Raw genomic sequence first — 21,845 nt, 5'->3', positions numbered from 1 at the left:
CGGATATATCATGACATGTAAGCTGCCGGACTCTTTAACTATACTTGTATCCGGCCGGGGAGGCTGGTGATTTGAAGCACAGTGGCGCTGTCAGGCAATTGGCGGGGAATGGGCAGCGGCCGGAATAGTGTATAATCGAAATAGATCTTCAAGCAGAGGAGCAGACAACGTGATTATGGAATCTCAGCATGCGGCGGTACAGCTCCCAGTTCCTGTACTGCAAATCATCGGATACAAGAACAGCGGCAAAACAACCCTCGTCTGCCGGTTAATCGAGGCCTTGTCTGCACAAGGAATACGGGTTGGCTCTGCCAAGCATGATGCCCATTCCTTCCAGCTGGATGATCCGGGAACGGATAGCAGCAAGCATCTCCTGCACGGTGCAGTAGAGACGGTATTGACCTCGCCGGAGGCGACAAGGGTCATGCGCAGATCTGCGGCATCACTACGTGAAATTGCGGAGTCGATGCGCGGCAGAGTAGACGTGGTGATTGCTGAGGGGTTCAAATCTGCAGAGTATCCCAAGATCGCCTTGATTCGCCGCACTGAGGACCAGATAACGCTGCAAAAGGAAGCAACGGACATACGACTGTGGTTAAGCTGGGAAGAGGCTGGGGAACTACAGAGTGCAGCGTCTGGTTCTGGCATCAGCAAGGATAGTCCGCCGGTATTGCCTTTACGGGATCAGGCGCTTGCGGATCAGGCGGTTATCGCACTGGCGCTGTCACTGCTTCAGTCCTAAAATCTGCCACAGGAGGTGTCTTTGGTGCTGACAGGAATTATACTGGCGGGCGGACAGAACTCCCGGATGCAGGGCCGCAATAAAGCCCTCCTGAGTTATCAGGGGGAACCGTTCATTGTCCGGCAGGTGAGGGAGATGCTGAAACTGTGCTCCAGCGTGATTGTGGTCACGAACGATCCTACGCCGTATCTGGAACGTCTTCCATCGGATATTCTATATATACCGGATGTTTATGCCGGGCATGGGCCGCTGAGCGGGTTTCATGCCGCTTTTGCCAATGCTGAGACGGACTATGCCTGGGTGGTAAGCTGTGACAGCCCCGATATCTCTGCTCCGGCCGCCGCATGGATGCTTACCCGGCTTGAAGCAGGCGGTTATGATGCGGTTCTGCCCGTGATTGACGGCAAGCATCAGATGCTGCATGGCGTATACCGGCCGCACCGGCTCTTGCCGGACATTACAGCAAGACTTGCGAGCCGTGAGTACCGGCTGGGCGGTTTGTTAGAATCACTGCACTGGTTAGGGGTGGATCGGGATGAGCTGGCCGGCGCGGGGCTAGAGGCAGATTTCGCGGCAGATATAGATACACCTGAGCAATATGAGCAGCTGTTGCATCTATCGAAGGGAAGTGAGGAAATGGGCGATTCGTTATTTGAAATTACAGAGTCCGTGATTATACCCGCTGAGGTATCCGATAAAGTTCTGCGCAGGGAAGCCGGGGCGATTACCCTATTCATTGGTACGGTGCGTGAGTTCACACAGGGGAAGAAAACCTTGTATCTTGAATATGAAGCATATCCGTCCATGGCTGTAACGCAGCTGAAGCGCATCGGGCAGGAAGTGCTGGAGCGCTGGCCGGATACTAAGGTTGCGGTCACCCACCGGATCGGCAGGCTTGAGATCACCGATATTGCCGTGGTCATCGCAGTCTCCTCGCCCCACCGTAAGGCTGCCTATGAGGCGAATGAATACGTGATTGAGCGGATCAAGCAGATTGTCCCCATCTGGAAAAAAGAAACCGGCGAGGACGGCAAAGCGTGGATTGGCGACCAGCTGAATCAGAATGCCTACCCTGAGGGCCGGCCGCTGCTGCCGGATATTCCGGCGGAAGATGAGAGGTAGCGATAAGGAGGAACGTTCAATGAATGCAGAACAGGTGATGCAGGAGCTTGAAGCGCTTGGCAAGGAACGGACCAAGAAGATGTATACCTCAAACGGTGCACGGGAACCGCTCTTTGGCGTGGCTACCGGTGCCATGAAGCCGATTTTCAAACAAACCGGGATCAATCAGGCGCTGGCTGAGGAGCTGTATGCTACAGGTAATTATGATGCAATGTATTTTGCCGGGATCATTGCTGATCCAAACGGGATGACAGAGGCGGATTACAACCGCTGGATGGACGGGGCTTATTTCTATATGCTGTCTGATTTCGTTGTGGCTGTAACCTTGGCTGAAGCGGATATTGCCCAGCAGGTGGCCGACGAATGGATCAGGAGCGGAGAAGACCTCCGAATGTCGGCAGGCTGGAGCTGTTACTGCTGGCTGCTGGGAAGCCGCCCGGATCAGGAGTTCCCGGAGAGTAAGCTGGCAGATATGCTGGAGCAGGCCGAGCAGAGCATTCATCAGTCCCCGGAGCGCACCCGGTATTCGATGAACAATTTTATGTATACAGTGGCCGTATCCTATTCGCCGCTTCATGAGCTGGCTCGTGAGACGGCGGAGCGGGTGGGTCCGGTTGAGGTGGACAAGGACAAGCCGAAGAGTAAGCTCATCAGCGCATACGATAATATTATGAAGGCTGTCGACAAAGGACGGATCGGGTTCAAGCGCAAGCATGTACGCTGCTGATCTCGCGGATTTCACCGGCATCCGGTAATGTTTCGCTGCTTCTGGTTAATAAATGCTATGCATTTGGATAACCTATTCCCTATCCTGGAAGAAAAGAGGCGGTAAAGATGTCAACTACACACCATAGTCACGAGGAAGCCGTTGAGACGGTCCGCAAGCTGATCAAGGGTATCGATATGGCCATGCTCACCACCATCTCGGAGGAAGGGCTGGTCTCCCGGCCCATGAAGACCCAGGAGGTCGAATTCGATGGAGACTTGTGTTTCCTGACCAAGAAGGATACCAGCAAGTTCGGGGAGATTCTGTATGATCCGCGAGTGAATGTCGTGTATGCTGATAAATCCTATGTATCGATCCGCGGCACAGCCGAAATTGTAAACGATGTGAACAAGAAGAAAGAGCTCTGGAGTGCAGGGTACGATACATTTCTGAAGACAAGCTATGATGACCCGAATGTCATTCTGATCAAGGTCCATGCCGAAGCCGCCGAATACTGGAAGAGCGGCAATCTCGCCGAGAAGGCAGTATACATGTTCAAGCGGATGACCGGGCAGGACACGGACGGGCTGAATCTGAATCAGACGGTCGAGCTGGAATAGAGCAGACAGACGGTTTTAGGAAGCTACAGGTTCATAGGTTCTGCAACGGAGAGATCAACAGAATTCATCTGGGGGTCTCTTTTTTTGTTGTGGCACCGGTAAAAGATAATTGTCACATTACATACGGCTCATGTGTTATATCTATATGCTTTGCAGAAAGGAGATTATCGTGGACCCAATCGAAGAGAAGATTAGAAGGATTCAGGACGGGGAAGGAGGCTTGTACTCTGATGTGATCAGGCTGTACCAGCAACGGATTTACCTCTATTGTTACCGCTTGCTGAATAACAAGGAAGAGGCAGAAGACGCAGTGCAGGATATCCTGATCAAGGCCTACCAGAATATCGGGCAGTACAAGCCTCAGGCAGATTTCACCTCATGGCTCTACAAGATTGCTTATCATCATTGCCTGAATCAGCTGCGCCGGCAGAAATCCCGGCAGCAGCTGCGGAAGCTGCTCGGGCAGGAGGTTACGGAGAAGAGCGCCGAGCAAATGGCCCATGACCGCCTGTTCAGCGAGCCGGTCTCGGCTGCTCTGGGGAAGCTGGATGTGGAGGACCGGAATTTATTGATCCTGCGGATTTATGAAGATAAATCATTTGCGGAGATCAGTGAAATTCTGGGTGTGAGTACGGCTACCGTACGCAAAAGATATGAACGGACTAGAGAAAAACTTAAAAAAGCGATTGAGAGAAAGGAGAAACAATTATGGGCAAGCGTGAATTAACTCCGGAGGAGCAGTTTCTGAAGGATGGAGACCGTTCAGCACTTTGGAACACCGTTGATGTTCATGATTCAGTAATGAAGGCGCTCGGGCTTGAGGGGGCATTGACTGCTGAAGAAGACGAGACCCTGCTTCAGACCCTTCCGCCAAGCGGAGAGGCACCTAAAGTAATGCGCAGAATGGAAACAAGAACCGGGCGGAGACAGAAGCGGATGCCGGTGAAGGGCTGGGCGGCGGCGGTCCTGGCACTGGTCTTGCTGGGCGGCGGCTATACCCAATTCTCCGGCAAACTCCAGCAAGGAGCTGAAGCCCAGAGTTCGGGTGAAGTCCGGCAAGGGGCCGGAGCCCCGTATAAGGTGCTGCCTTATCAGCCGATTCCGGCGACGGCTTCGGGCGGAACGCTGATTGAGAAGGCGAAAGAACCGTTGAAGCCTTATATACCAGAAGCAGAGCCGGGTGCAGACGATGAAGCCAACCGGAAGGAGAGTATATTCTACAACGAGAAATATTCAAAGGGGGCAGCACTCATGAAGGAGCTGCTGCTTCCTGGAGAGTATGCCACCTATCTAATTACACGTGAAGGCGAGGAGGGAGAGGGAAGTATGAATATGTATCGTCCGCCCCTCACGTTCAAGGACTATACCGCCTATAAGACCAGTGTAGAGGAGCACAACGCTCCGATCCTGGAGCAGCCGGCGTATATGCCGGAAGGTTATGCCCTGGACGAGGCCATCATCAACCCTTCTTTCTTAAAAGTGCCGGATGTGCAGGAGCTTAAAGACGAAAACAAGAGAGACCTGGGAGACAACTTCCAGTTGGCCTGGAGAGTCGAGAAGGCGGAGAACGTTGACTACCCGTATTCCTCTCTGGTATACAAGAAAGGGGAGGCTCAGGTGAGAATCAGCGTCTCGCGTGTGGATGACAACCAAAACCCGGCAGACCCGCTCTCGTGGAGTGAACATACTAAGATGGAGAATATCGAGATTAAAGGCAAACAGGCCATTTTCTCGGATGACTCGGACAACAAGGAACTTGACTTAGGGTTTAAGTACAGACTGGTTTGGTCTGACCCGGGCACAAAGGTTAACTATCGTGTGTCCGTCGGCCAGGAGAATACGGAGCTAACGAAGGATGAGCTTATCGGCATCGCCGCCAGCATGATGAAATAAGTAACGCAGAGTTGACACTCAGGGCTGCCCAGCTATCTTAGGATAGCGGAGCAGCCTTTGAACGTTTTTTGCCGATCTGCAGGATGGCATATTCGTAAGATTTTATAAGAATTCGTGCATCGCCCTCCTATGAACTTCCAACCCGTCTTGTTAATATAGCAATGTAGCAAGAGAATACAGATGTATACAGGAGGGTTAAAGATGTTGAAATGGAAGCGTTCTCTTTCGGTCCTGGCGATGACAGCGATATTAGGTACACTGGCTGCCTGCGGCGGCGGAGGGAATAAAGTAAACAATGCAGGAGGGGCTACAGAAGCACCCGCCAGCACCAATGCTGCTGCGACGGCTGCTGCAACGGATGCGCCAAGCACCAATGAGCCGGTCAAGCTGCGGATTATGTGGTGGGGCTCCCAGCCGCGTCACGAAGCCACTTTGGCGGCCCTGGAATTGTACACGAAGAATAATCCGAACGTAACCTTCGAGCCGGAGTATTCCGGTATGGACGGTTATCTGGACAAATTATCCACGCAGGCTGCGGCCAACAATGCACCCGATGTGGTTCAGCTTGACCCGGGCTGGATGCCGGACTGGATGGCCCGCCAGCAATTGGCCGACCTTGCTCCTGAGGTGGATGTAAGCAAATTCGATACGAAGCTGCTGGCAGGCGGCCAATTGGACGGTAAACAGTATGCAGTTCCACTCGGCTCGGTAGCCTTCGGTATGGTATATGATAAAGCGGCTATGGATAAGCTGGGCATTGCGAACCCGGCCAACGGCTGGACCTGGGATGAGTTCTTCGCCTTAGCGAAGGAATCCAAGTCCAAGCTGCCGAAGGGACAATATTTCACCCTCGACTATGCAGGTAACTATTTCATGTACTCGGCGTATCAGTATGCCAGAGGCAAAGGGCAGGTCATCACGGATGACGGTCACTTCAACGTGGATGAAGCCACCTATCTGGAATGGACCCGCAAGTTCGAAGAGCTCCGCAAGGAAGGGCTTGTTCCTCCAGCGGATGTGAATGCCTCCGATAAAGAAAATGATCCGCAAATGGACCTGCTCGCAGCAGGAAAAGTGTTGTTCCGTTACAGCTTCTCCAACAATCTGGGAACCTGGGACAGTATTAAGCCAGGAGCCTACGCACTTGTAACCATGCCGCGTGCCGAAGAGGCAGGAGGCTGGCTGAAGCCGTCGATGTACATGGCGGTCTCCAAGAACTCCAAGCATGCTGAAGAAGCCAAGAAATTCATCAACTGGTTCGTGAATGATGCTGAGGCTGCCCAAATCACCAAGACCTTCCGTGGCCTCCCGGCTAACAAGGATAACGCTGCTCTGCTGGAAGCCAATATGAGCGATCTGGATAAGGTAGGCTTAGGCTTGCTCCGTGCTACGGAGCCGGATGGCCAGACCTGGTCGGCCGGAGCCGGCGGCTGGACGAACTTCGTGGATAAAGACTGGGTACTGGTCCGTGACCAGCTCAGCTTCGGTAAATCCACACCGGAAGAGGCGTTCAAGCAGCTGAAGGAAGCCTCGCTATCTTACGAGAAATAAGGTATGAACTGAAAGCCCGGGACAGCAATGTTCCGGGCTTTCTCTTTTCCACTTGGAACGCGCTTATACTCGTGTTTTCGAATTAATCGTTATATTTTGAAAGAATTCGAGCATTGCCCTCCTTTAGCCGAAGTGTGGCCCAATACTATACTTAAGCTATACAAATTGACCACAAGAGGTGACCACAGATGAACCGCTCCACAACCACTTTAGCCCAAGCCTCGCCAGCGCCGAAAAAAAGCTCCTATTTCAAAAGCCGGTGGAACGCTCCGCTTGCAGGCTATTTGTTTATTTCGCCCTGGCTGATCGGATTCCTGGTACTGACGGCGTATCCGTTGTTCTTATCACTGTACTATTCGTTTACTGACTACACTCTGATGCAGCCAATGAAATGGATCGGGTCCCGCAATTACGAACGGATTTTCACCGCAGACCCCAAATTTATTCAATCTGCCAAAGTCACGGTCATGTATGTACTGGCTTCCGTGCCCCTTAAGCTGATTGCGGCCCTGCTCGTAGCCATGGTGCTCAGCAAGGCAGTCAGAGGGATCAGTGCTTACCGTACAGCGATCTATTTCCCTTCTCTGATCGGAGGCAGTATCGGGGTATCGCTGCTCTGGCGTAACATCTTCGGGGTAGACGGGATTTTCAACAAGCTGATCGCTGTCTTCGGCATCGAAGGGAAAAGCTGGATCACCAACCCGGACACTGCGCTTAGCACACTGATTCTGCTGACGGTCTGGCAATTCGGCTCTACCATGGTAATCTTCCTGGCAGGGCTGAAGCAGATTCCCAATGACTTGTATGAAGCTTCCTCGGTAGACGGGGCGAACAAGTTCATTCAATTCTTCCGCATTACATTGCCTATGCTGTCGCCGATTCTCTACTTCAACCTGATTATGGCCGTGATTAACGCCTTCCAGATGTTCACCTCGGCTTTCGTGATTACGAATGGCGGTCCGATGAATGCTACATACGTGTACGCTATGTATTTGTATGAACGGGCCTTCAGCCGGTACGAGCTGGGCTACGCTTCTGCACTGGCCTGGATTATGCTGGTGGCCATCGTCGCTGCAACACTGCTGATCTCCTACACCTCGAAATATTGGGTATTCTATGAGACTGACACTGGAGGGAAAAAACGCAAATGACAACTTTGAATTGGAAGCCTGCACTCCGGCATGTGTTCATGATTCTCTTCAGCTTCCTCATGGTCTATCCGATTGTCTGGTGGATCGGAGCCTCGCTGAAGGACAGCACCGAGCTGAGTTCACCGGGAATCTTCCCGTCCGTCCCGCAATGGGAGAACTTCACCAAAGGCTGGAAATCGGTTCCCGGACATACGTTCACTGATTTCTATCTTAACACCTTCGGCCTTGAGATTATGGTGCTGATCGCAACCCTGTTATCCTGCACGCTGGTTGCTTTCGGATTTGCCAGACTGGATTTTCCTCTTAAGAAATTCTGGTTCTCGATTCTGATGCTGACACTGATGATGCCGGGCCAGGTGCTGATTATTCCCCAGTACGCCTTGTTCCATCAGCTGGGCTGGGTCAACACGTATTTGCCGTTTGTCGTTCCCCATCTGCTGGCGGGAGGGGCCGGCGGGAGCTTCTTCGTCTTCCTGCTGATCCAGTTTATCCGCGGCGTGCCCAAGGAGCTGGATGAATCGGCCAAAATCGACGGCTGCTCCTGGTTCGGGATTTTCTGGAGAGTGGTCATGCCACTGGCCTTCCCGGCGGTCGTTACGGTGACCATCTTCTGCTTCCTGTGGAACTGGGATGACTTCCTGGGACATCTCCTGTACATCAACACGGTAGACAAGTACACGGTGGGTCTGGCGCTGCGCATGATCAATGACTCCCAGTCTGCAGCCGAGTGGGGCCAGCTTCTGGCTATGTCGCTGGTCTCTATAGTTCCGGCAACGCTTGTATTCACCTTCCTGCAAAAGTATTTCGTAGACGGGATTGCGACAACAGGCATAAAGGGATAAGATGCAAGTGGAAACGACTTTGCCGTCCTTTTAAGGACGGTACCGTTTTAAATTCTTATATTTAAAAAAAACATCCGTCCGATAACGGTAAAGCGCCAGAGCCTTATTCGACGCTTTACCGTTTATTTCGTGTGAACCGGAGGGCGAAGGAAGGGGACCGCTTGACCAATCCTTTTAAAAAGTACAGGATCGACCGTCTGTTTTTTCACAGCTTTGCCATTATAATTATTCTGGTGATAGCGGTTACGGCTTGGACCAGCTACAGCAATTCCTCCAAAGCCCTTGTGCAGACTACCTCCCACTATCAGCAGCGGCTGCTGGATGAATTGAACAATGAGATTACCACCCGGCTGGATATGATTGAGCAGATCTCACTGTCCACCTCCCGGGACAACGAGCTGACGACCTTTCTTTTGAACAGGCAGGATGAATTCGAGCGGTACCGCAAGCGTATAAGCGTTGAGAGTGCACTCGGCAATCTGACCTATGCCATTCCGTTAATCCAGGGGATTGACCTCTACATGGATCAGCCGATGCCGAGCAGCGGACAGAGCTATATTCAATTTCGCAATATCCTCGATCTGGATAAGCAGTCCTGGTCCAAGAATCTGGTGAAAAGCGATTTCGCCTGGTCGGGGGAATATTCCATCCCCAGTGTGCAGGGAGACATTCCGGTACTAAGCTTCGCCCGTAAAATCATGAACGAGAACGACTATCTCGGTGTGCTGGTCGTTCATATCAAGGCCAAGGAGATCCGTGCGCTGCTGACCGGCAATACCTCCGGGTCGAACCGGATCATGGCGGACAGCGCCGGCAAGCAGATTCTGAGCATCGGAGAGACGCTGAAGCAGAGCGAGTGGTCTCAATGGATCGACCTCAAGAGCAACAAATCCGGCTATGTCCATATTCCCGGCGATAAGGATTCCGGCAATACGCTGCTGGTCTACTCCAGAATGGATAATTCCATCTGGACGCTGATTGAGTTCACCTCCTGGAAGCAGATTACGGCAAGCAGTCTGGAACTGGCGGAATGGATCGGACTAATCGGGATTGGAGCGATTCTGCTGGTCCTGCTCCTGACGCATTATCTGAGCAGGCAATTCTCCAAGCCGATTAAGCAGCTTGTAAGCGCTATGAAATTGTATTCAGTCGGTGGGCACAAGGAGGAGCTGCCCAGCGACTATGAGAATGAATTCGGTTATTTATTCTCCGGCTACCGCAAGCAGACCGAGCGGATTGAGGAGCTGTATCTATCGCTGGAGCGGCGGTATGAGCAGCAGCGCAAAGCGGAGATAGAGGCCTTGCAGGCCAATATCAATCCCCATTTTCTCTACAATATGCTGGACCAGCTCAATTGGATGGCCATTGAGGCCGGACAGGATGAGCTGAGCCGGATTCTGGAGCTGATGGGCCAGATGTTCAGGATCGGCTTATCCAACGGGGCAAGCTTCATCATGGTATCGGAGGAATTGCAGCACATCCAGTGTTATCTCGAAATCCAGCAGCTCCGCTGGGGCGACGGCCTGGAGTACGCCATCGATGTGGAACCGGGGCTTCAGGAGGCCTATCTTCCCAAGCTGACCCTGCAGCCGTTCGTGGAGAATTCAATTGTACACGGCTTCAATAAGCAGCGCAGCGGACATGTCTCAATATCCTTTACTAAGGTAGAAGAGACGCTGCAGATCAGAATTGATGATAACGGGGCAGGCCTGAAGCAGCCGGAAGTGCGCCCGCCAGGGCGGCATACCGGCGGCTATGGCATACGGAATGTGCGGGAGAGGATTGCCGGATATTTCGGAAATGACTATGGGGTTACGCTGAAGGAACGTGAAGAGGGAGGGACCCGGGTAGAGATTGTTCTGCCGCTGCTCACAGAGGCTCCGGCACAGATACTGACTGCTTCTCTCGCTGCGAAGGAAGGCTGATACGGCAGCTGCGGGCCAGAGAAGCTTAAGGAGGCAGACATGATGTGGAAGATCGCTATTATTGACGATGAGCGGCAGGTACTTCAGGGGATGAAGCGGGCGATTCCATGGGAGGAGTTGGGCGCAGAATGGGCCGGTGAGGCGCTTAACGGGGAAGACGGTCTGGCGATGATCCGTGCAACCTGCCCGGACATTGTAATCACGGATATCTATATGCCGGTGATGAGCGGCCTGGAGATGCTGGAGCAATTAAGGAACGAGGGCTTCAAGGGCAAAATTATTATTCTAAGCGGATATTCAGACTTCGAGCATGCCAGACAAGCCCTCCGGCTTCAGGTCAGTGACTACGTCTCCAAGCCGATCAGTCTGCCTACGCTTAGAACCATCCTTCACAAGGTGATTGAAGAACTGCTTGGAGAGCAGGAGAAGGTAATCAGACAAGGTGAGCTGGAGCTGAAAATGATGCTGTACGAGCCTTTTGTCGAGAAGGAATGGGTCCGGTCGGCAGCCGTCGGTACCCTGGAGCCTTCGTACCGGAACAATTCCCATCTTCCGCCTTCGTATCATTACTGGCTTGACGGCAGGCATGCAAGCATCGGGATTGAGCTGATCCGCGATGACCGGGCCAGCTCCTTCTCGGTTTCGGACTGGAACCTGTTCCGCTTCGCGGTCAGTAACATTGCCTGTGAGGTCACGCGCAAGCATTACGCCAATATGGAGTACACTGAGCTGAACAGCTACCGGGCTTTGCTGATTATTCATCCGGAGGGAGAATGCACACAGCAGCTGGAAGAGCTGGCCACCCGGCTGGTCGATAGCATCCACTCCTATCTCCGGTTGATGGTCCGCATCGGTATAGGTGGTCTGAAGGATACGTGGACGAAAATCCCCGAATCGACAGAGGAGGCGTTCCGTGCCATGGATCACGGGGCGCTGCGGATCAGCCCGGCGTATGAGGTATACTGCTACCGGGAGAGCCACAGCAGCGGGCAGGACCGGGGTGTCCTTTTCCCGGTGAAATTCTCCTACAAGCTGGCCGCTGCGATGAAGGCTTCACAAGAGGCTGAGGCACAGCAGCTTGTATACGGATATATTACCGAGCTGCAAGCGCAGCAAGGGGTGTCCGCCAGCTACGTGCAGATGCTCGGCAGCGAGCTATGGGGCATTATCACCTACTCCCTGTATGAGTCGGGCTTCGTGCTCGATGATCTGTTCACCAATGACCAGATTGCACAGGAGATCGGCAACCTGGCCGTACCCGACCAGCTGGCAAGCTGGTTATCCGCCAAAATTACAGCGATCTGTGCCAGCCGTCAATGGAAGGGCAGCAGTAAGCACCGGCAGGTCGTTGATTTCATGACGAACTACATTCATGAGCATTACGCCGAGGAGCTTACGCTGGCTGATCTGTCGGATAAGGTGTTCATCTCCCGGAATCATTTGTCGATCATCTTCAAGAACATCACCGGGGAGACCTTCAACAACTACCTGACCCGGGTGAGAATTGAGAAGGCCAGGGAACTATTAATGGAGCGCAATATGCTGGTCTATGAAGTGGCGGAGCGGGTAGGCTACAAGAACATTCCTTATTTCAGCACGCTATTCAAGAAGATCACCGGCATGAATCCTACCGAGCTGATCAAATGATGACACATATAATCCACCAGAGACAAGTATGATGGTAGAAGCCGCGATGACGGAGCAGGGACTTGCGGCTAAAGCTGCATCAACATCAATGTGCCATCAGGGAGGACAGCGTTATGCCCGTTAACTTCAGTATTATCGGCGGAGGGGGATTCCGCGCACAATATTATCTGCGAATTGCCCGTTCATTGCCGGACATGTTCCGGATTAGCGGTCTTGTGGTCAGGGACCGGGCTCAGGGACAGGCGATAGAAGCGGGGTGGGGCGTTCAGACGTACCGTTCCCTTGACGAGCTGCTGCGAAGTGAGGACCCGGATTTCGCAGTGGTCTCTGTCGGCGGCGGGGCGGCAATGAACTATTTGTACCGGCTTGCAGAGATTGGCCTTCCAGCGTTGACAGAGACACCGCCTGCCTCCACTCTGGAGGAGCTGGAGCAGCTGCATAAGGAGCTGACCGTGCACGGAGCCTGGATACAAGTCGCAGAGCAGTACCCGTACCATCCGGTTCAGGAGGCTAGGCTATCGCTGATCCGCTCTGGCAGGCTGGGCAGAATCACCGAGACAACGGTCTCCGTATCGCATCTGTATCATGGGGCAAGCCTGCTCCGCAGGATGCTTGGCATCGGGTTCGAGGAGGCGGTCATTCGGGGGATGCGGTTCGCCTCCAGTTGGGTAGGCGGACCTACCCGCAGCGGTCCTCCGGCTGAAGACAAGCTGATCCCGCTGCAACGGGATTTGGCCTGGCTGGATTTCGGAGACCGCTTAGGCATTTATGATTTCACCAAGGACCAGCACAGGTCCTGGACCCGCTCGAATCACCTTAGTGTGCGCGGAGAACGCGGGGAGATCTTCGACAACCGGGTGCTGCTCCAGCAGGAGAACCTGGTGCCTCTGCAAATGGAGCTGAAGCGCATTAACAGAGGGGAGCAGGAGAATGCTGAAGGCTATTACCTTCAGGGGATTATTTGCGGAGAGCAATGGCTGTACACTAATCCGTTCATCCCTGCCCGGCTGTACGATGACGAGCTCGCCATTGCGTCCTGTCTGGACAAGATGGCCCTCTATGCCGCTGGCGGCCCTAGCTTCTACGGACTGGAGGAAGCCTCGCAGGACGTATACCTCGGCAAGATGATTGAGAAGGCCATCGAGTCCGGCGAAGCCATAAGAACTGAGCGGATGTGCTGGGCGGAGGGGAAGTAGAGCTGCGGCGGGGAGCGTAGCTGCCGGCGGGAGTGTACCTGCCGGCGGGAGTGTACCTGCTGGCAGGAGTGTAGCTGCTGGCAGGAGTGTAGCTGCTGGCAGCAGCATGTTTGCCCAAACCGTGGGTCCGTGAATCCTCCATCGCTCCCGACATTTTTGCAGTGAGAGGTACACATGGAAGCGAAGTTGATCCACCGGTGAAGGATGTTATTGACGCTTGCAGTGTGGCGATACTATAATTTGTAAAACGGATGAAGCACATCCCGCGCCCTGGTTTATCGGGTGCGGGATTTTTTGTGCGTGGATATGAGTGGATATGCGTGGAAATGTTTGGATACGTCAGTAACTTAGGTTCTGACACCCCCGGGAGCGAGTAAGCAAGTGGGCTGATCAGCGCTGTTTGCGGGGAGAGAGAGTTGATTTTGCAAAGGAGGAAGAGAGAAATGGGATTTGTTGAAGAGCATCAGAGATGGCTGGAGTATCATAAGAAACGCAGGGCAGGGGAACGTCTGGACCGGCTGGACCGGGGGCACCGGCATGGGGAGCAAATGTTTGTAGAGCGGGTATGGTGGCCGATTTTCGGTAACCTGGATGAACTGCATCCCGAGTACGAGGTAGCAGACTGGCGGGGCAGGCCGTATTTTGTGGATTTTGTGTGGAAGCCGGGACAGGTTAAGTTCGCTATCGAGATCAAGGGATATGGGCCGCATGTTCAGAATACGGACCGCACCCGTTACCGTCAGGAGCTGAACCGGGAGATGTATCTGCAAATTGCCGGATACCGCGTCATCGCCATCCCCTACGATGATCTGGAATCCGCACCGGAGCAGACCATCTCCCTGCTGAAAGCTTTGCTAACCCCATGTTTGTTGAAAACCCGTTCTGAGGGGAGTGGCCAATTGTCGAGGATAGAGCGTGACATGCTGCACATGGCGAGCCGAAAGAATGGGATGATCCGGCCGGTGGATGTGGTGAAGGGGCTTGGGATTGATCCACGAACGGTGAAGAAAAACTTGAATAGTTTGTGTGACAAAGGCAAACTTACACCTGTTTTGATGCAAGGAAGTAATAGAATCTGTCGGTATGAGCTTGTTCCATCTATTATGGATAATGAGTTATGGTAGATAGTAACGTCTGATTGCGCCGAAAGTGGGCGTGGGGAGGAAATGAGAGGGATAAATCCCTCTGATTGCGCCGAAAGCAGATGTGGGGAGGAAATGAGAGGGATAAATCCCTCTGATTACGCCGAAAGTGGGCGTGGGGAGGAAATGAGAGGGATAAATCCCTCTGATTACGCCGAAAGTGGGCGTGGGGAGGAAATGAGAGGGATAAATCCCTCTGATTACGCCGAAAGTGGGTGTGGGGAGGAAATGAGAGGGATAAATCCCTCTGATTGCGCCGAAAGTGGGCGCGGGGAGGAAATGAGAGGGATAAATCCCTCTGATTGCGCCGAAAGTGGGCGCGGGGAGGAAATGAGAGGGATAAATCCCTCTGATTGCGCCGAAAGTGGGCGCGGGGAGGAAATGAGAGGGATAAATCCCTCTGATTGCGCCGAAAGTGGGCGCGGGGAGGAAATGAGAGGGATAAATCCCTCTGCTCCCCCGCAAGCGGCCACAAAAAGGCGCACGCCCAACCCCTCAAGCCCCTCCCCGCGGCAGCTTGATCGTGAACGCCGAGCCCTGGCCCGGCTCGCTGCGCACCTCGATGGTGCCTTTGCTCAGGCTGATGATGCGCGCGGCCAGCGGCAGGCCGAGGCCGTTGCCTCCAGCGGAGCGGGCGGGGTCGCCCTGGTAGAACTTCTCGAAGATGTGCTTGCGCACCTTCGGGGTCATGCCGATGCCGGTGTCCGCGATGACCACCGAGATCCAGGCTCCGTCCGGGCGGAGCGCGACCGAGATCGTTCCGCCCTCCGGCGTGAACTTGATCGCATTGCCCAGCACATTAAGCCACACCTGCATCATCAGCTCTTCGTTGCCGTAATACCGCTGTTCATCCAGCTCAATCTCCAGATTCAGCTGCTTGGCAGACCAGAGGGATTCCAGCAGCAGAAGTGCTTGGCGGAGCTGCTCGTCCAGCGGATATTCGGCCAGCTCTGAGAGCATCTCCTGGTTCTCCAGCTTGGATATCTTGAGGATGTTACCGGACAGATTGGACAGCTGCCGTGAGCTCTCGATAATCATTCCGGTGTATTCGTCGTGCTCCGCCTTGCTCAGATTCTCCTCCTGCAGCAGCATGGCGTACCCTTCAATCGCCGCAATAGGCGTCTTGAACTCGTGAGACACATTCACCACGAAGTCATTGCGCAGGGTCTCGATGCTGCGCAGCTCCTGAACCATAAGGTTGAAGTGATGCGCCACTTCACTGATCTCATCCACACGGTGCGACTCATTCAAGTAGATGTCGAAGTTGCCCCTGGCAATCTCTTTGGCGGCGCGGCTGAAGTCTGTGATCGGGGCCAGGATTTTTTTGCCGACCATAATACTGATCGTAGTCCCGATGACCACGCTGAACAGCATCACCATGAGCACGGGCGGGAACATATTACGGTGCCCAATGGTATTATTCCCTACCCGGAAATACAGGTACGCCAGCACAGACAGAATCAATACAAAGAACAGAATAATCACGAACACCATCGAGACGAAATACCACCATAGCCCTCGGTTTCTCCCCCGGATCATCCCCGTTTCACCACCTTATAGCCCAGCCCTCTGACCGTGACAATTTCAAAATCCGGGTTGTCCCGGAAGCGCTCCCGCAGCCGGTTAATGTGGACCACCACCGTATGCTCATCCGATTCGGAGTCCATCCCCCAGATTTCATCCATGAGCTGCTGCTTGGTGAAGATTTTATTCGGGTAAGAGACCATTTTATAGAGGAGATAGAATTCCTTCTGCGGCAGCACGATGCTCTCAGGCCCCTGAATCACGGTTAGTGTATCATAGTCCAGCACCGTTTCTGCCCATTCGATTTTGCGTTCACTGATGATTTTGGCCCTGCGCAGCAGCGCCCCGACACGCAGAATCATCTCATTCACATTGACCGGCTTGACCATATAATCATCGATGCCAACGAGAAAGCCCTGCTGCTTATCGGCAAAAGTCTCCCGCGCCGTCACCATCAGGACCGGAAGCTGGCTGTTGTTGTCCCGGATCATCCGTGTCAGCTCAAAGCCGTCCATCACGGGCATCATAATATCGCAGATCATCAGATCGATATATTCCTTATCCAGCATCTCCAGCGCATCCTCGCCATTCATGGCCGGAACCGCGCGGTAGCCGTGCCTGGTCAGTACAGTGCAGAAGAGCTGCCGCAGCTTGGCGTCGTCCTCGACTACAAGAATAGTAAACATAGATTCTCCTCCTGGAACGGTTCCATGTAATAGAACGTATAGCTTGTATAGATGTTTTGCGGATTCTTCCAGTATACCTCATGAAGATCAACTTAATCTCAACCGGGAGTTTAGGTTTAGTTTATATTGGACGATTATACTGGGGAACAGCAGGACACGAAGCACATAGCACATACAGAGAATAAGAGTACAGGAATGGAAAGGGAGACTGGACAATGCTGCAATTAAAAAACATCACCAAGAGCTATAAGACCGGCGAATTCACTCAAGTCGCACTGGATAAAGTAAATCTCAATTTCAGAGAAAGTGAGTTCGTTGCGATTCTGGGCCAGAGCGGCTCAGGCAAGACCACGCTGCTCAACATCGTCGGCGGACTGGATCAGTATGACAGCGGAGAGCTGATCATTAACGGCCAATCGACGGAGCGCTTCAAGGACAGCGAGTGGGATGCGTACCGGAATAACAGTGTCGGCTTTATTTTTCAGAGCTATAATCTGATCTCACACTTAAGCATCACGGACAACGTGGAGATGGGGATGACGCTCAGCGGGGTATCTTCAGCCGAGAAGCACCGTAAGGCGCTGGAGGTACTGGAGAAGGTTGGCCTTAAGGATCATGTGCACAAAAAGCCGAACCAGCTCTCCGGCGGACAGATGCAGCGTGTAGCCATCGCCCGGGCGCTCGCGAACAATCCCGATATTATCCTGGCCGATGAGCCTACCGGGGCCTTGGATTCGGAGACGAGTGAGCAGATCATGGAGCTGATCAAGTCGATTGCCGAGGATAAGCTCGTCATTATGGTTACCCATAACCCGGAGCTGGCAGAGAATTATGCAGACCGCATCATCCGCTTCTCAGACGGTCATGCGATCTCGGACAGCAATCCGCTGGCAGCGCAGAAGACCTCAAGTGCGTACAAGCTGAAGCAGACAAGCATGAGCTTTTTCACTGCCCTGAAATTATCCGGCAAAAATATTTCCACCAAGAAATGGCGCACGGGGTTAACCGCTTTTGCCTCCAGTATCGGAATTATCGGTATTGCTCTGATTCTGTCCCTGTCTAATGGCTTCGACAAACAGATCAGCTCCTATGAGACCGGGGCCTTATCCAACTTCCCGGTCTCCATCAACCAGACAGCGATCAACTTGCAGAATGCGGGCCCTCCCGGCAAAGAAGCCACGGAGCTTACCTCATACCCGACAGAGAAAAAGCTCTACCCGTATGACCCTACTGTCAACTCCGCTATGCATGTGAATGTGCTGACCAAGGAGTATATGCAGTATCTGGACGGGATTGATCCTAAGCTGCTGGACGGCGTGGCGTACACCCGCAGTGTGAAGATGAACATGCTGGTCAAGGATGGGGATAAGGCAGTGGCCCTGGATACCAGCAAAATCACCGTGGCTCCGTATCCCAGCAAACAGGATAGTGCTTCGGGAAGCTACCTGGAGCAGTACTATGACCTGCTGGAAGGAACCTTCCCTGCAGAGAAGACAGATCTGGTGCTTATCGTGGATCAATACAACCGTATGACCAAGGCGGAAGTGGATGCGCTCGGGCTGGACTATGAAGCCAAGAGCATCAATCTTAGCGATCTGGTCGGCAAGCCGGTGAAGCTGATCATGAACAACGATTATTATAAAAAGAACGGCGAACAGTTCGTGGTCAATGCTCCAGGCGGGAATATGAATGATCTTTACGACAGCCCTAAGGCGGTTACGCTTAAAATCGCTGGTGTGCTGCGCGCACAGGAAGGGTCGAGAATCTCAACGCTGTCGCCCGGTCTGGTCTACTCCGACGAGCTGGCGGCCTCCTTCATTGCTGATGCGAAGGAATCCGAGATTGTCCTGGCCCAAGAGAAGGCAGATATCAATGTGTTAACGGGACAGGGGCTGTCGGATGGCCTTACAGGCTCGGGTTCAACCGGCCCGATGGGCGGGTCTGCTATGATGAACGCGGGACAGGCTGCTGCTGCCGGTATGGCTTCTCCCACGAAGGAGAATGCGCTTGCCGCTCTGGGAGCTACCGATATCCCGACAGCAGTCTCACTGTATCCGATTGATTTCAGTGCGAAGGAATCCGTAAATGCTTATCTGGACAAATGGAATGAAGGCAAAGCGGCGGAGGATCAGGTGCAATATACTGACCTTGCAGCGATTGTGACGAATATTTCCGGCGGAATTATGGACGGGATTACGATGGTGCTGATTGCTTTTGCGGCGATTTCTCTGGTGGTATCCCTGATCATGATTGCGATCATTACTTATATTTCCGTGATGGAACGTACGAAGGAGATCGGCGTATTGCGTGCACTGGGTGCCCGTAAGAAGGATATCACGCGGGTGTTCAATGCCGAGACCTTTATTATCGGGGCTTGCTCGGGGATTCTGGGCATCGGCATCACTTATCTGCTGACCATCCCGGTCAATGCGGTCCTCTACAACCTGACGGAGCTGAAAAATGTGGCCCAGCTGAATCCGCTCCACGCGCTCATTCTGGGTATCATCAGCGTGCTGCTGACCATGCTCGGCGGTGCTATCCCGGCCAAGATGGCGGCGAAGAAGGACCCGGTGGCTGCTCTGCGCAGTGAATAACGGGCCATAGTCCAAATCAGCCGGACTGGAATAATTAATTGACTAAGAACCAAGGGAATCCGTTCCTTTGGTTCTTTCTGCATTTTATTATTGCAAGATATATTGCCATAGATCACAGACAAATAGGAAGATAGTGGGATAAAATAACAGGAAATAGAGATTTAATCATGTACCCAGGAGGGATCAAATGAAGACCAGAGGCAAGTTGCAGGTCATTGCGGGTTTTCTTATGCTGGCGTTAATTATTACCTTGCACGATATGATAGAGAATCAGAATGTGAGAATCGTATTATCGATCACTGTAGCGGTAGCCGCTGCTTATTTTCTGTCCAAAATCAGTCTTCCGCAGCAGGTATCCGGCAGAACGATGACGGTAGGGTTAGTGTCACTGCTGGGATTCACTTGCGTGTACCATGTTCTACTATCCCTAGCGCTGAAGCAGAGTATATTCGCCAACGAATTTTGGATTTTCTTATGCGTCATTTACCTGCTAATTTGGATGCGTGCCCGGCTAAGTCCCTCAAAATAACAGCCGCCGCTTGCATTGGAAGTAGCCGGAGCAGCAGTCTGGGATTAATCCGCAGAAGGCAGCTGGGCGCGCAGCGTTTTCTTTTTGTTAATCTCCTTGGACAGCTCTAACTGCTGCTGGGAGATTTTTTTGAGTTCAGCCTGCAGCTTGGTGATGCGGCTCATTTTACTGCTGAGGGAGCTTGGGGATGAGCTTAGCTTACAGTCTTTTTCCAGCTGGTTGATCTTGAGCTTGGTCTTGCGGGTCTTCTTCTGCAGCTCTGTAATACCGGTCTCCATCTCTGTGATTTCGTGATTGAGACGGTTAAGCATTGATTTCGTGAAGCTGATAGCCATTCGGACACCTCTTACTTTTCTTAAAATATAATAAGCAGTCAGGATATCATTGTACTATAAGCGCCAGGTATATGCGAGATGTGGAAGAAGACCCATGGAGTGCGCTCCGCGGGTCTTCTTCTATATGCAGCCTATGAAATCGCACAGCTGCAGGCGCTCTCCTTAGATTTCTTCGGCAATAATAGCTGGCTGCTTCGGGGCCGGTTCCTTAGCCTGGCCCACCTGTTTAATGAAGAAGGAGAGTAAGAGCCCGATAATTCCGATGCCCACAATAACCAGATAGGAATCGTTGATGCCCTGGATGGAAGCCTCCATCACCATATGCTGCTGAGTATCTCCGGCAGCTCCGCCGCTGGCCATAATATCCTGGAAGTGAGAGGCGGTACGGCTGGTCATCACGGTGACCAGCAGAGAAGTGCCTACTGCGCCGGCGACTTGCCTTACGGTATTGGAGATCGCTGTACCATGTGAATTCAGCCTGGAGGGCAGTTGATTCAGCCCGAGGGTCTGAATAGGCATCAGCAGCAGGGCCATGCCGATCCGGCGGCCGGTGGACATCAGCATCAGATAACCGTAGCTTGTCGAGTCTGTAAGATTCACGAAGCTGAGTGTAGTCAGAATCGTGACCGTCAGGCCGATAATGGCGAGCCATTTCGCTCCGAAGCGGTCGAACAGCTTACCGGTGACTGGCATCAGTGCGCCCATAATGACTGCGCCGGGCAACAGCAGCAGGCCGGATTCCATAGCAGTGAAGCCGCGGGCATTCTGCAGATAGAGCGGCAACAGCATCATATCCGCATACATCACAATCGTAACCGCCACACTGATAACGGTGGTCAAGGAGAACATATTATATTGGAAGGCCCGCAGATCCAGCAGCGGGCTCTCCGAAGTGAGCTGCTTCCATATGAATAATCCGAGCGACACGGCGCCGGCGGCCAGCGACAATAACACCTCTGCGCTGGACCAGCCAGCACTGGCTGCCCGGCTGAAGCCGTAGAGCAGGGTACCGAATCCAATGGTCGACAGGATCACGCTGGTGATGTCGATTTTGGGAAAAGAACGCTCAGCCACATTTTTCAGATAAATAAAACCGCATACGATGACTATAACCGTGAGCGGAAGCATGCCGTAAAACATCATCTCCCAAGAATAACGTTCCATAATATATCCGGCCAGAGTAGGGCCGATGGCTGGGGCAAAGATAATGGCCAGCCCGACCATCCCCATGGCGGCACCTCTTTTCTCACGCGGGAAGAGAGTCAAAATAACCTGGGTTAGCAGCGGCATAATAATGCCGGCACCGGCAGCCTGAATCATCCGTCCGGTAAGCAGCACCGGGAAGCTTCCGGCGAGTGCCGATACAAGGGTACCCGCAAAGAAAATAAACATCGAGGCCTGGAACAGCTCCCGTGTAGTGAAGCGCTACATCAGATAGGCTGTAATGGGAATCAGCACACCGTTGACCAGCATATAGCCGGTAGTGAGCCATTGGGCCGTGGCCGCTGTAATATTGAAGTCATGCATAAGCTCTGGTGTAGCAACGCTCATGATGGTCTGATTCAGCGTAGCCAGAAAGGCACCGAGAATCATTACAAAAAGAATAGGTCCCTTGGAAATGGACGGAACTCCTTGGCTTG

18 protein-coding genes and 2 pseudogenes are annotated in these 21,845 nt (G+C 53.1%); 16 read left to right on the top strand and 4 right to left on the bottom strand.

Annotated elements, in window-relative coordinates; translation table 11 throughout:
* Positions 1-175: 175 nt before the first annotated feature.
* The 14 genes and pseudogenes from mobB to NSU18_RS11810 all read left to right on the top strand — a co-directional run bounded on the left by mobB (position 176) and on the right by NSU18_RS11810 (position 14,519).
* On the top strand, positions 176-742 hold the full coding sequence (gene mobB, locus NSU18_RS11875; protein WP_341023147.1) for a molybdopterin-guanine dinucleotide biosynthesis protein B: 567 nt from the start codon (positions 176-178) through the stop codon (positions 740-742).
* Between the two features lie 15 nt (positions 743-757).
* Positions 758-1,207: pseudogene (gene mobA, locus NSU18_RS11870) on the top strand (molybdenum cofactor guanylyltransferase); the annotation flags it as partial.
* Positions 1,208-1,378: 171 nt separating this feature from the next.
* Positions 1,379-1,864 (top strand): molybdenum cofactor biosynthesis protein MoaE, encoded by a 486-nt coding sequence (locus NSU18_RS11865; RefSeq protein ID WP_341023149.1) that lies wholly within the window; start codon positions 1,379-1,381, stop codon positions 1,862-1,864.
* Positions 1,865-1,883: 19 nt separating this feature from the next.
* Entirely contained in the window at positions 1,884-2,591 is a 708-nt protein-coding gene (locus NSU18_RS11860) for a DNA alkylation repair protein (protein WP_341149095.1), read from the top strand.
* A gap of 107 nt (positions 2,592-2,698) precedes the next feature.
* Positions 2,699-3,190 (top strand): pyridoxamine 5'-phosphate oxidase family protein, encoded by a 492-nt coding sequence (locus tag NSU18_RS11855; protein ID WP_341149094.1) that lies wholly within the window; start codon positions 2,699-2,701, stop codon positions 3,188-3,190.
* Positions 3,191-3,359: 169 nt separating this feature from the next.
* Complete coding sequence (locus tag NSU18_RS11850; RefSeq protein ID WP_341149093.1) at positions 3,360-3,917, top strand: RNA polymerase sigma factor; 558 nt, start codon at positions 3,360-3,362, stop codon at positions 3,915-3,917.
* The gene (locus tag NSU18_RS11845) at positions 3,899-5,083 is read left to right on the top strand and encodes a DUF4367 domain-containing protein (RefSeq protein WP_341149092.1); all 1,185 of its coding nucleotides are present in this window, start codon (positions 3,899-3,901) and stop codon (positions 5,081-5,083) included. Before NSU18_RS11850 ends, NSU18_RS11845 begins: the two co-directional genes overlap by 19 nt.
* A gap of 201 nt (positions 5,084-5,284) precedes the next feature.
* The gene (locus NSU18_RS11840) at positions 5,285-6,634 is read left to right on the top strand and encodes an ABC transporter substrate-binding protein (protein ID WP_340755803.1); all 1,350 of its coding nucleotides are present in this window, start codon (positions 5,285-5,287) and stop codon (positions 6,632-6,634) included.
* Between the two features lie 188 nt (positions 6,635-6,822).
* Positions 6,823-7,785, top strand: coding sequence for a carbohydrate ABC transporter permease (locus tag NSU18_RS11835; RefSeq protein WP_340755801.1), 963 nt, complete (start codon positions 6,823-6,825; stop codon positions 7,783-7,785).
* Positions 7,782-8,627, top strand: coding sequence for a carbohydrate ABC transporter permease (locus NSU18_RS11830; protein WP_036690968.1), 846 nt, complete (start codon positions 7,782-7,784; stop codon positions 8,625-8,627). Before NSU18_RS11835 ends, NSU18_RS11830 begins: the two co-directional genes overlap by 4 nt.
* 161 nt (positions 8,628-8,788) lie before the next feature.
* Entirely contained in the window at positions 8,789-10,552 is a 1,764-nt protein-coding gene (locus NSU18_RS11825) for a sensor histidine kinase (protein WP_341149091.1), read from the top strand.
* 42 nt (positions 10,553-10,594) lie between these two features.
* The gene (locus NSU18_RS11820) at positions 10,595-12,199 is read left to right on the top strand and encodes a response regulator transcription factor (protein WP_341151030.1); all 1,605 of its coding nucleotides are present in this window, start codon (positions 10,595-10,597) and stop codon (positions 12,197-12,199) included.
* Positions 12,200-12,312: 113 nt separating this feature from the next.
* A complete protein-coding gene (locus NSU18_RS11815; protein WP_341019569.1) occupies positions 12,313-13,395 on the top strand; it encodes a Gfo/Idh/MocA family protein in 1,083 nt (360 codons plus the stop codon).
* Positions 13,396-13,838: 443 nt separating this feature from the next.
* Entirely contained in the window at positions 13,839-14,519 is a 681-nt protein-coding gene (locus tag NSU18_RS11810) for an RAP domain-containing protein (protein ID WP_341149090.1), read from the top strand.
* Between the two features lie 513 nt (positions 14,520-15,032).
* Here the strand turns inward: NSU18_RS11810 and NSU18_RS11805 are convergent.
* Complete coding sequence (locus NSU18_RS11805; protein ID WP_341149089.1) at positions 15,033-16,076, bottom strand: HAMP domain-containing sensor histidine kinase; 1,044 nt, start codon at positions 16,074-16,076, stop codon at positions 15,033-15,035.
* The gene (locus tag NSU18_RS11800; protein WP_341149088.1) at positions 16,073-16,747 is read right to left on the bottom strand and encodes a response regulator transcription factor; all 675 of its coding nucleotides are present in this window, start codon (positions 16,745-16,747) and stop codon (positions 16,073-16,075) included. Before NSU18_RS11800 ends, NSU18_RS11805 begins: the two co-directional genes overlap by 4 nt.
* Before the next feature lie 215 nt (positions 16,748-16,962).
* Between NSU18_RS11800 and NSU18_RS11795 the strand changes: the two genes are divergently transcribed.
* A complete protein-coding gene (locus NSU18_RS11795; protein WP_341149087.1) occupies positions 16,963-19,341 on the top strand; it encodes an ABC transporter ATP-binding protein/permease in 2,379 nt (792 codons plus the stop codon).
* Positions 19,342-19,528: 187 nt separating this feature from the next.
* Positions 19,529-19,870, top strand: coding sequence for a hypothetical protein (locus NSU18_RS11790; RefSeq protein ID WP_341149086.1), 342 nt, complete (start codon positions 19,529-19,531; stop codon positions 19,868-19,870).
* 44 nt (positions 19,871-19,914) lie between these two features.
* Here the strand turns inward: NSU18_RS11790 and NSU18_RS11785 are convergent, their stop codons facing one another.
* Both NSU18_RS11785 and NSU18_RS11780 read right to left on the bottom strand, forming a co-directional pair.
* On the bottom strand, positions 19,915-20,205 hold the full coding sequence (locus tag NSU18_RS11785; protein WP_341019580.1) for a hypothetical protein: 291 nt from the start codon (positions 20,203-20,205) through the stop codon (positions 19,915-19,917).
* Positions 20,206-20,367: 162 nt separating this feature from the next.
* Positions 20,368-21,798, bottom strand: a pseudogene (locus NSU18_RS11780) (DHA2 family efflux MFS transporter permease subunit).
* Positions 21,799-21,845 lie beyond the last annotated feature (47 nt).

Source organism: Paenibacillus sp. FSL H8-0048 (assembly GCF_038002825.1).
In the GTDB taxonomy this organism is placed as follows: domain Bacteria; phylum Bacillota; class Bacilli; order Paenibacillales; family Paenibacillaceae; genus Paenibacillus_AQ.
The sequence above is the reverse complement of the archived record's forward strand: the minus strand, read 5'-3'. Positions and strand labels throughout refer to the sequence as shown.

Coding starts and splice junctions, on each gene's coding strand:
- mobB (WP_341023147.1), top strand. CDS start 176: ATGGAATCTCAGCATGCGGCGGTACAGCTCCCAGTTCCTGTACTGCAA.
- NSU18_RS11865 (WP_341023149.1), top strand. CDS start 1,379: ATGGGCGATTCGTTATTTGAAATTACAGAGTCCGTGATTATACCCGCT.
- NSU18_RS11860 (WP_341149095.1), top strand. CDS start 1,884: ATGAATGCAGAACAGGTGATGCAGGAGCTTGAAGCGCTTGGCAAGGAA.
- NSU18_RS11855 (WP_341149094.1), top strand. CDS start 2,699: ATGTCAACTACACACCATAGTCACGAGGAAGCCGTTGAGACGGTCCGC.
- NSU18_RS11845 (WP_341149092.1), top strand. CDS start 3,899: ATGGGCAAGCGTGAATTAACTCCGGAGGAGCAGTTTCTGAAGGATGGA.
- NSU18_RS11840 (WP_340755803.1), top strand. CDS start 5,285: ATGTTGAAATGGAAGCGTTCTCTTTCGGTCCTGGCGATGACAGCGATA.
- NSU18_RS11835 (WP_340755801.1), top strand. CDS start 6,823: ATGAACCGCTCCACAACCACTTTAGCCCAAGCCTCGCCAGCGCCGAAA.
- NSU18_RS11830 (WP_036690968.1), top strand. CDS start 7,782: ATGACAACTTTGAATTGGAAGCCTGCACTCCGGCATGTGTTCATGATT.
- NSU18_RS11820 (WP_341151030.1), top strand. CDS start 10,595: ATGTGGAAGATCGCTATTATTGACGATGAGCGGCAGGTACTTCAGGGG.
- NSU18_RS11815 (WP_341019569.1), top strand. CDS start 12,313: ATGCCCGTTAACTTCAGTATTATCGGCGGAGGGGGATTCCGCGCACAA.
- NSU18_RS11810 (WP_341149090.1), top strand. CDS start 13,839: ATGGGATTTGTTGAAGAGCATCAGAGATGGCTGGAGTATCATAAGAAA.
- NSU18_RS11805 (WP_341149089.1), bottom strand. CDS start 16,076: ATGATCCGGGGGAGAAACCGAGGGCTATGGTGGTATTTCGTCTCGATG.
- NSU18_RS11800 (WP_341149088.1), bottom strand. CDS start 16,747: ATGTTTACTATTCTTGTAGTCGAGGACGACGCCAAGCTGCGGCAGCTC.
- NSU18_RS11795 (WP_341149087.1), top strand. CDS start 16,963: ATGCTGCAATTAAAAAACATCACCAAGAGCTATAAGACCGGCGAATTC.
- NSU18_RS11790 (WP_341149086.1), top strand. CDS start 19,529: ATGAAGACCAGAGGCAAGTTGCAGGTCATTGCGGGTTTTCTTATGCTG.
- NSU18_RS11785 (WP_341019580.1), bottom strand. CDS start 20,205: ATGGCTATCAGCTTCACGAAATCAATGCTTAACCGTCTCAATCACGAA.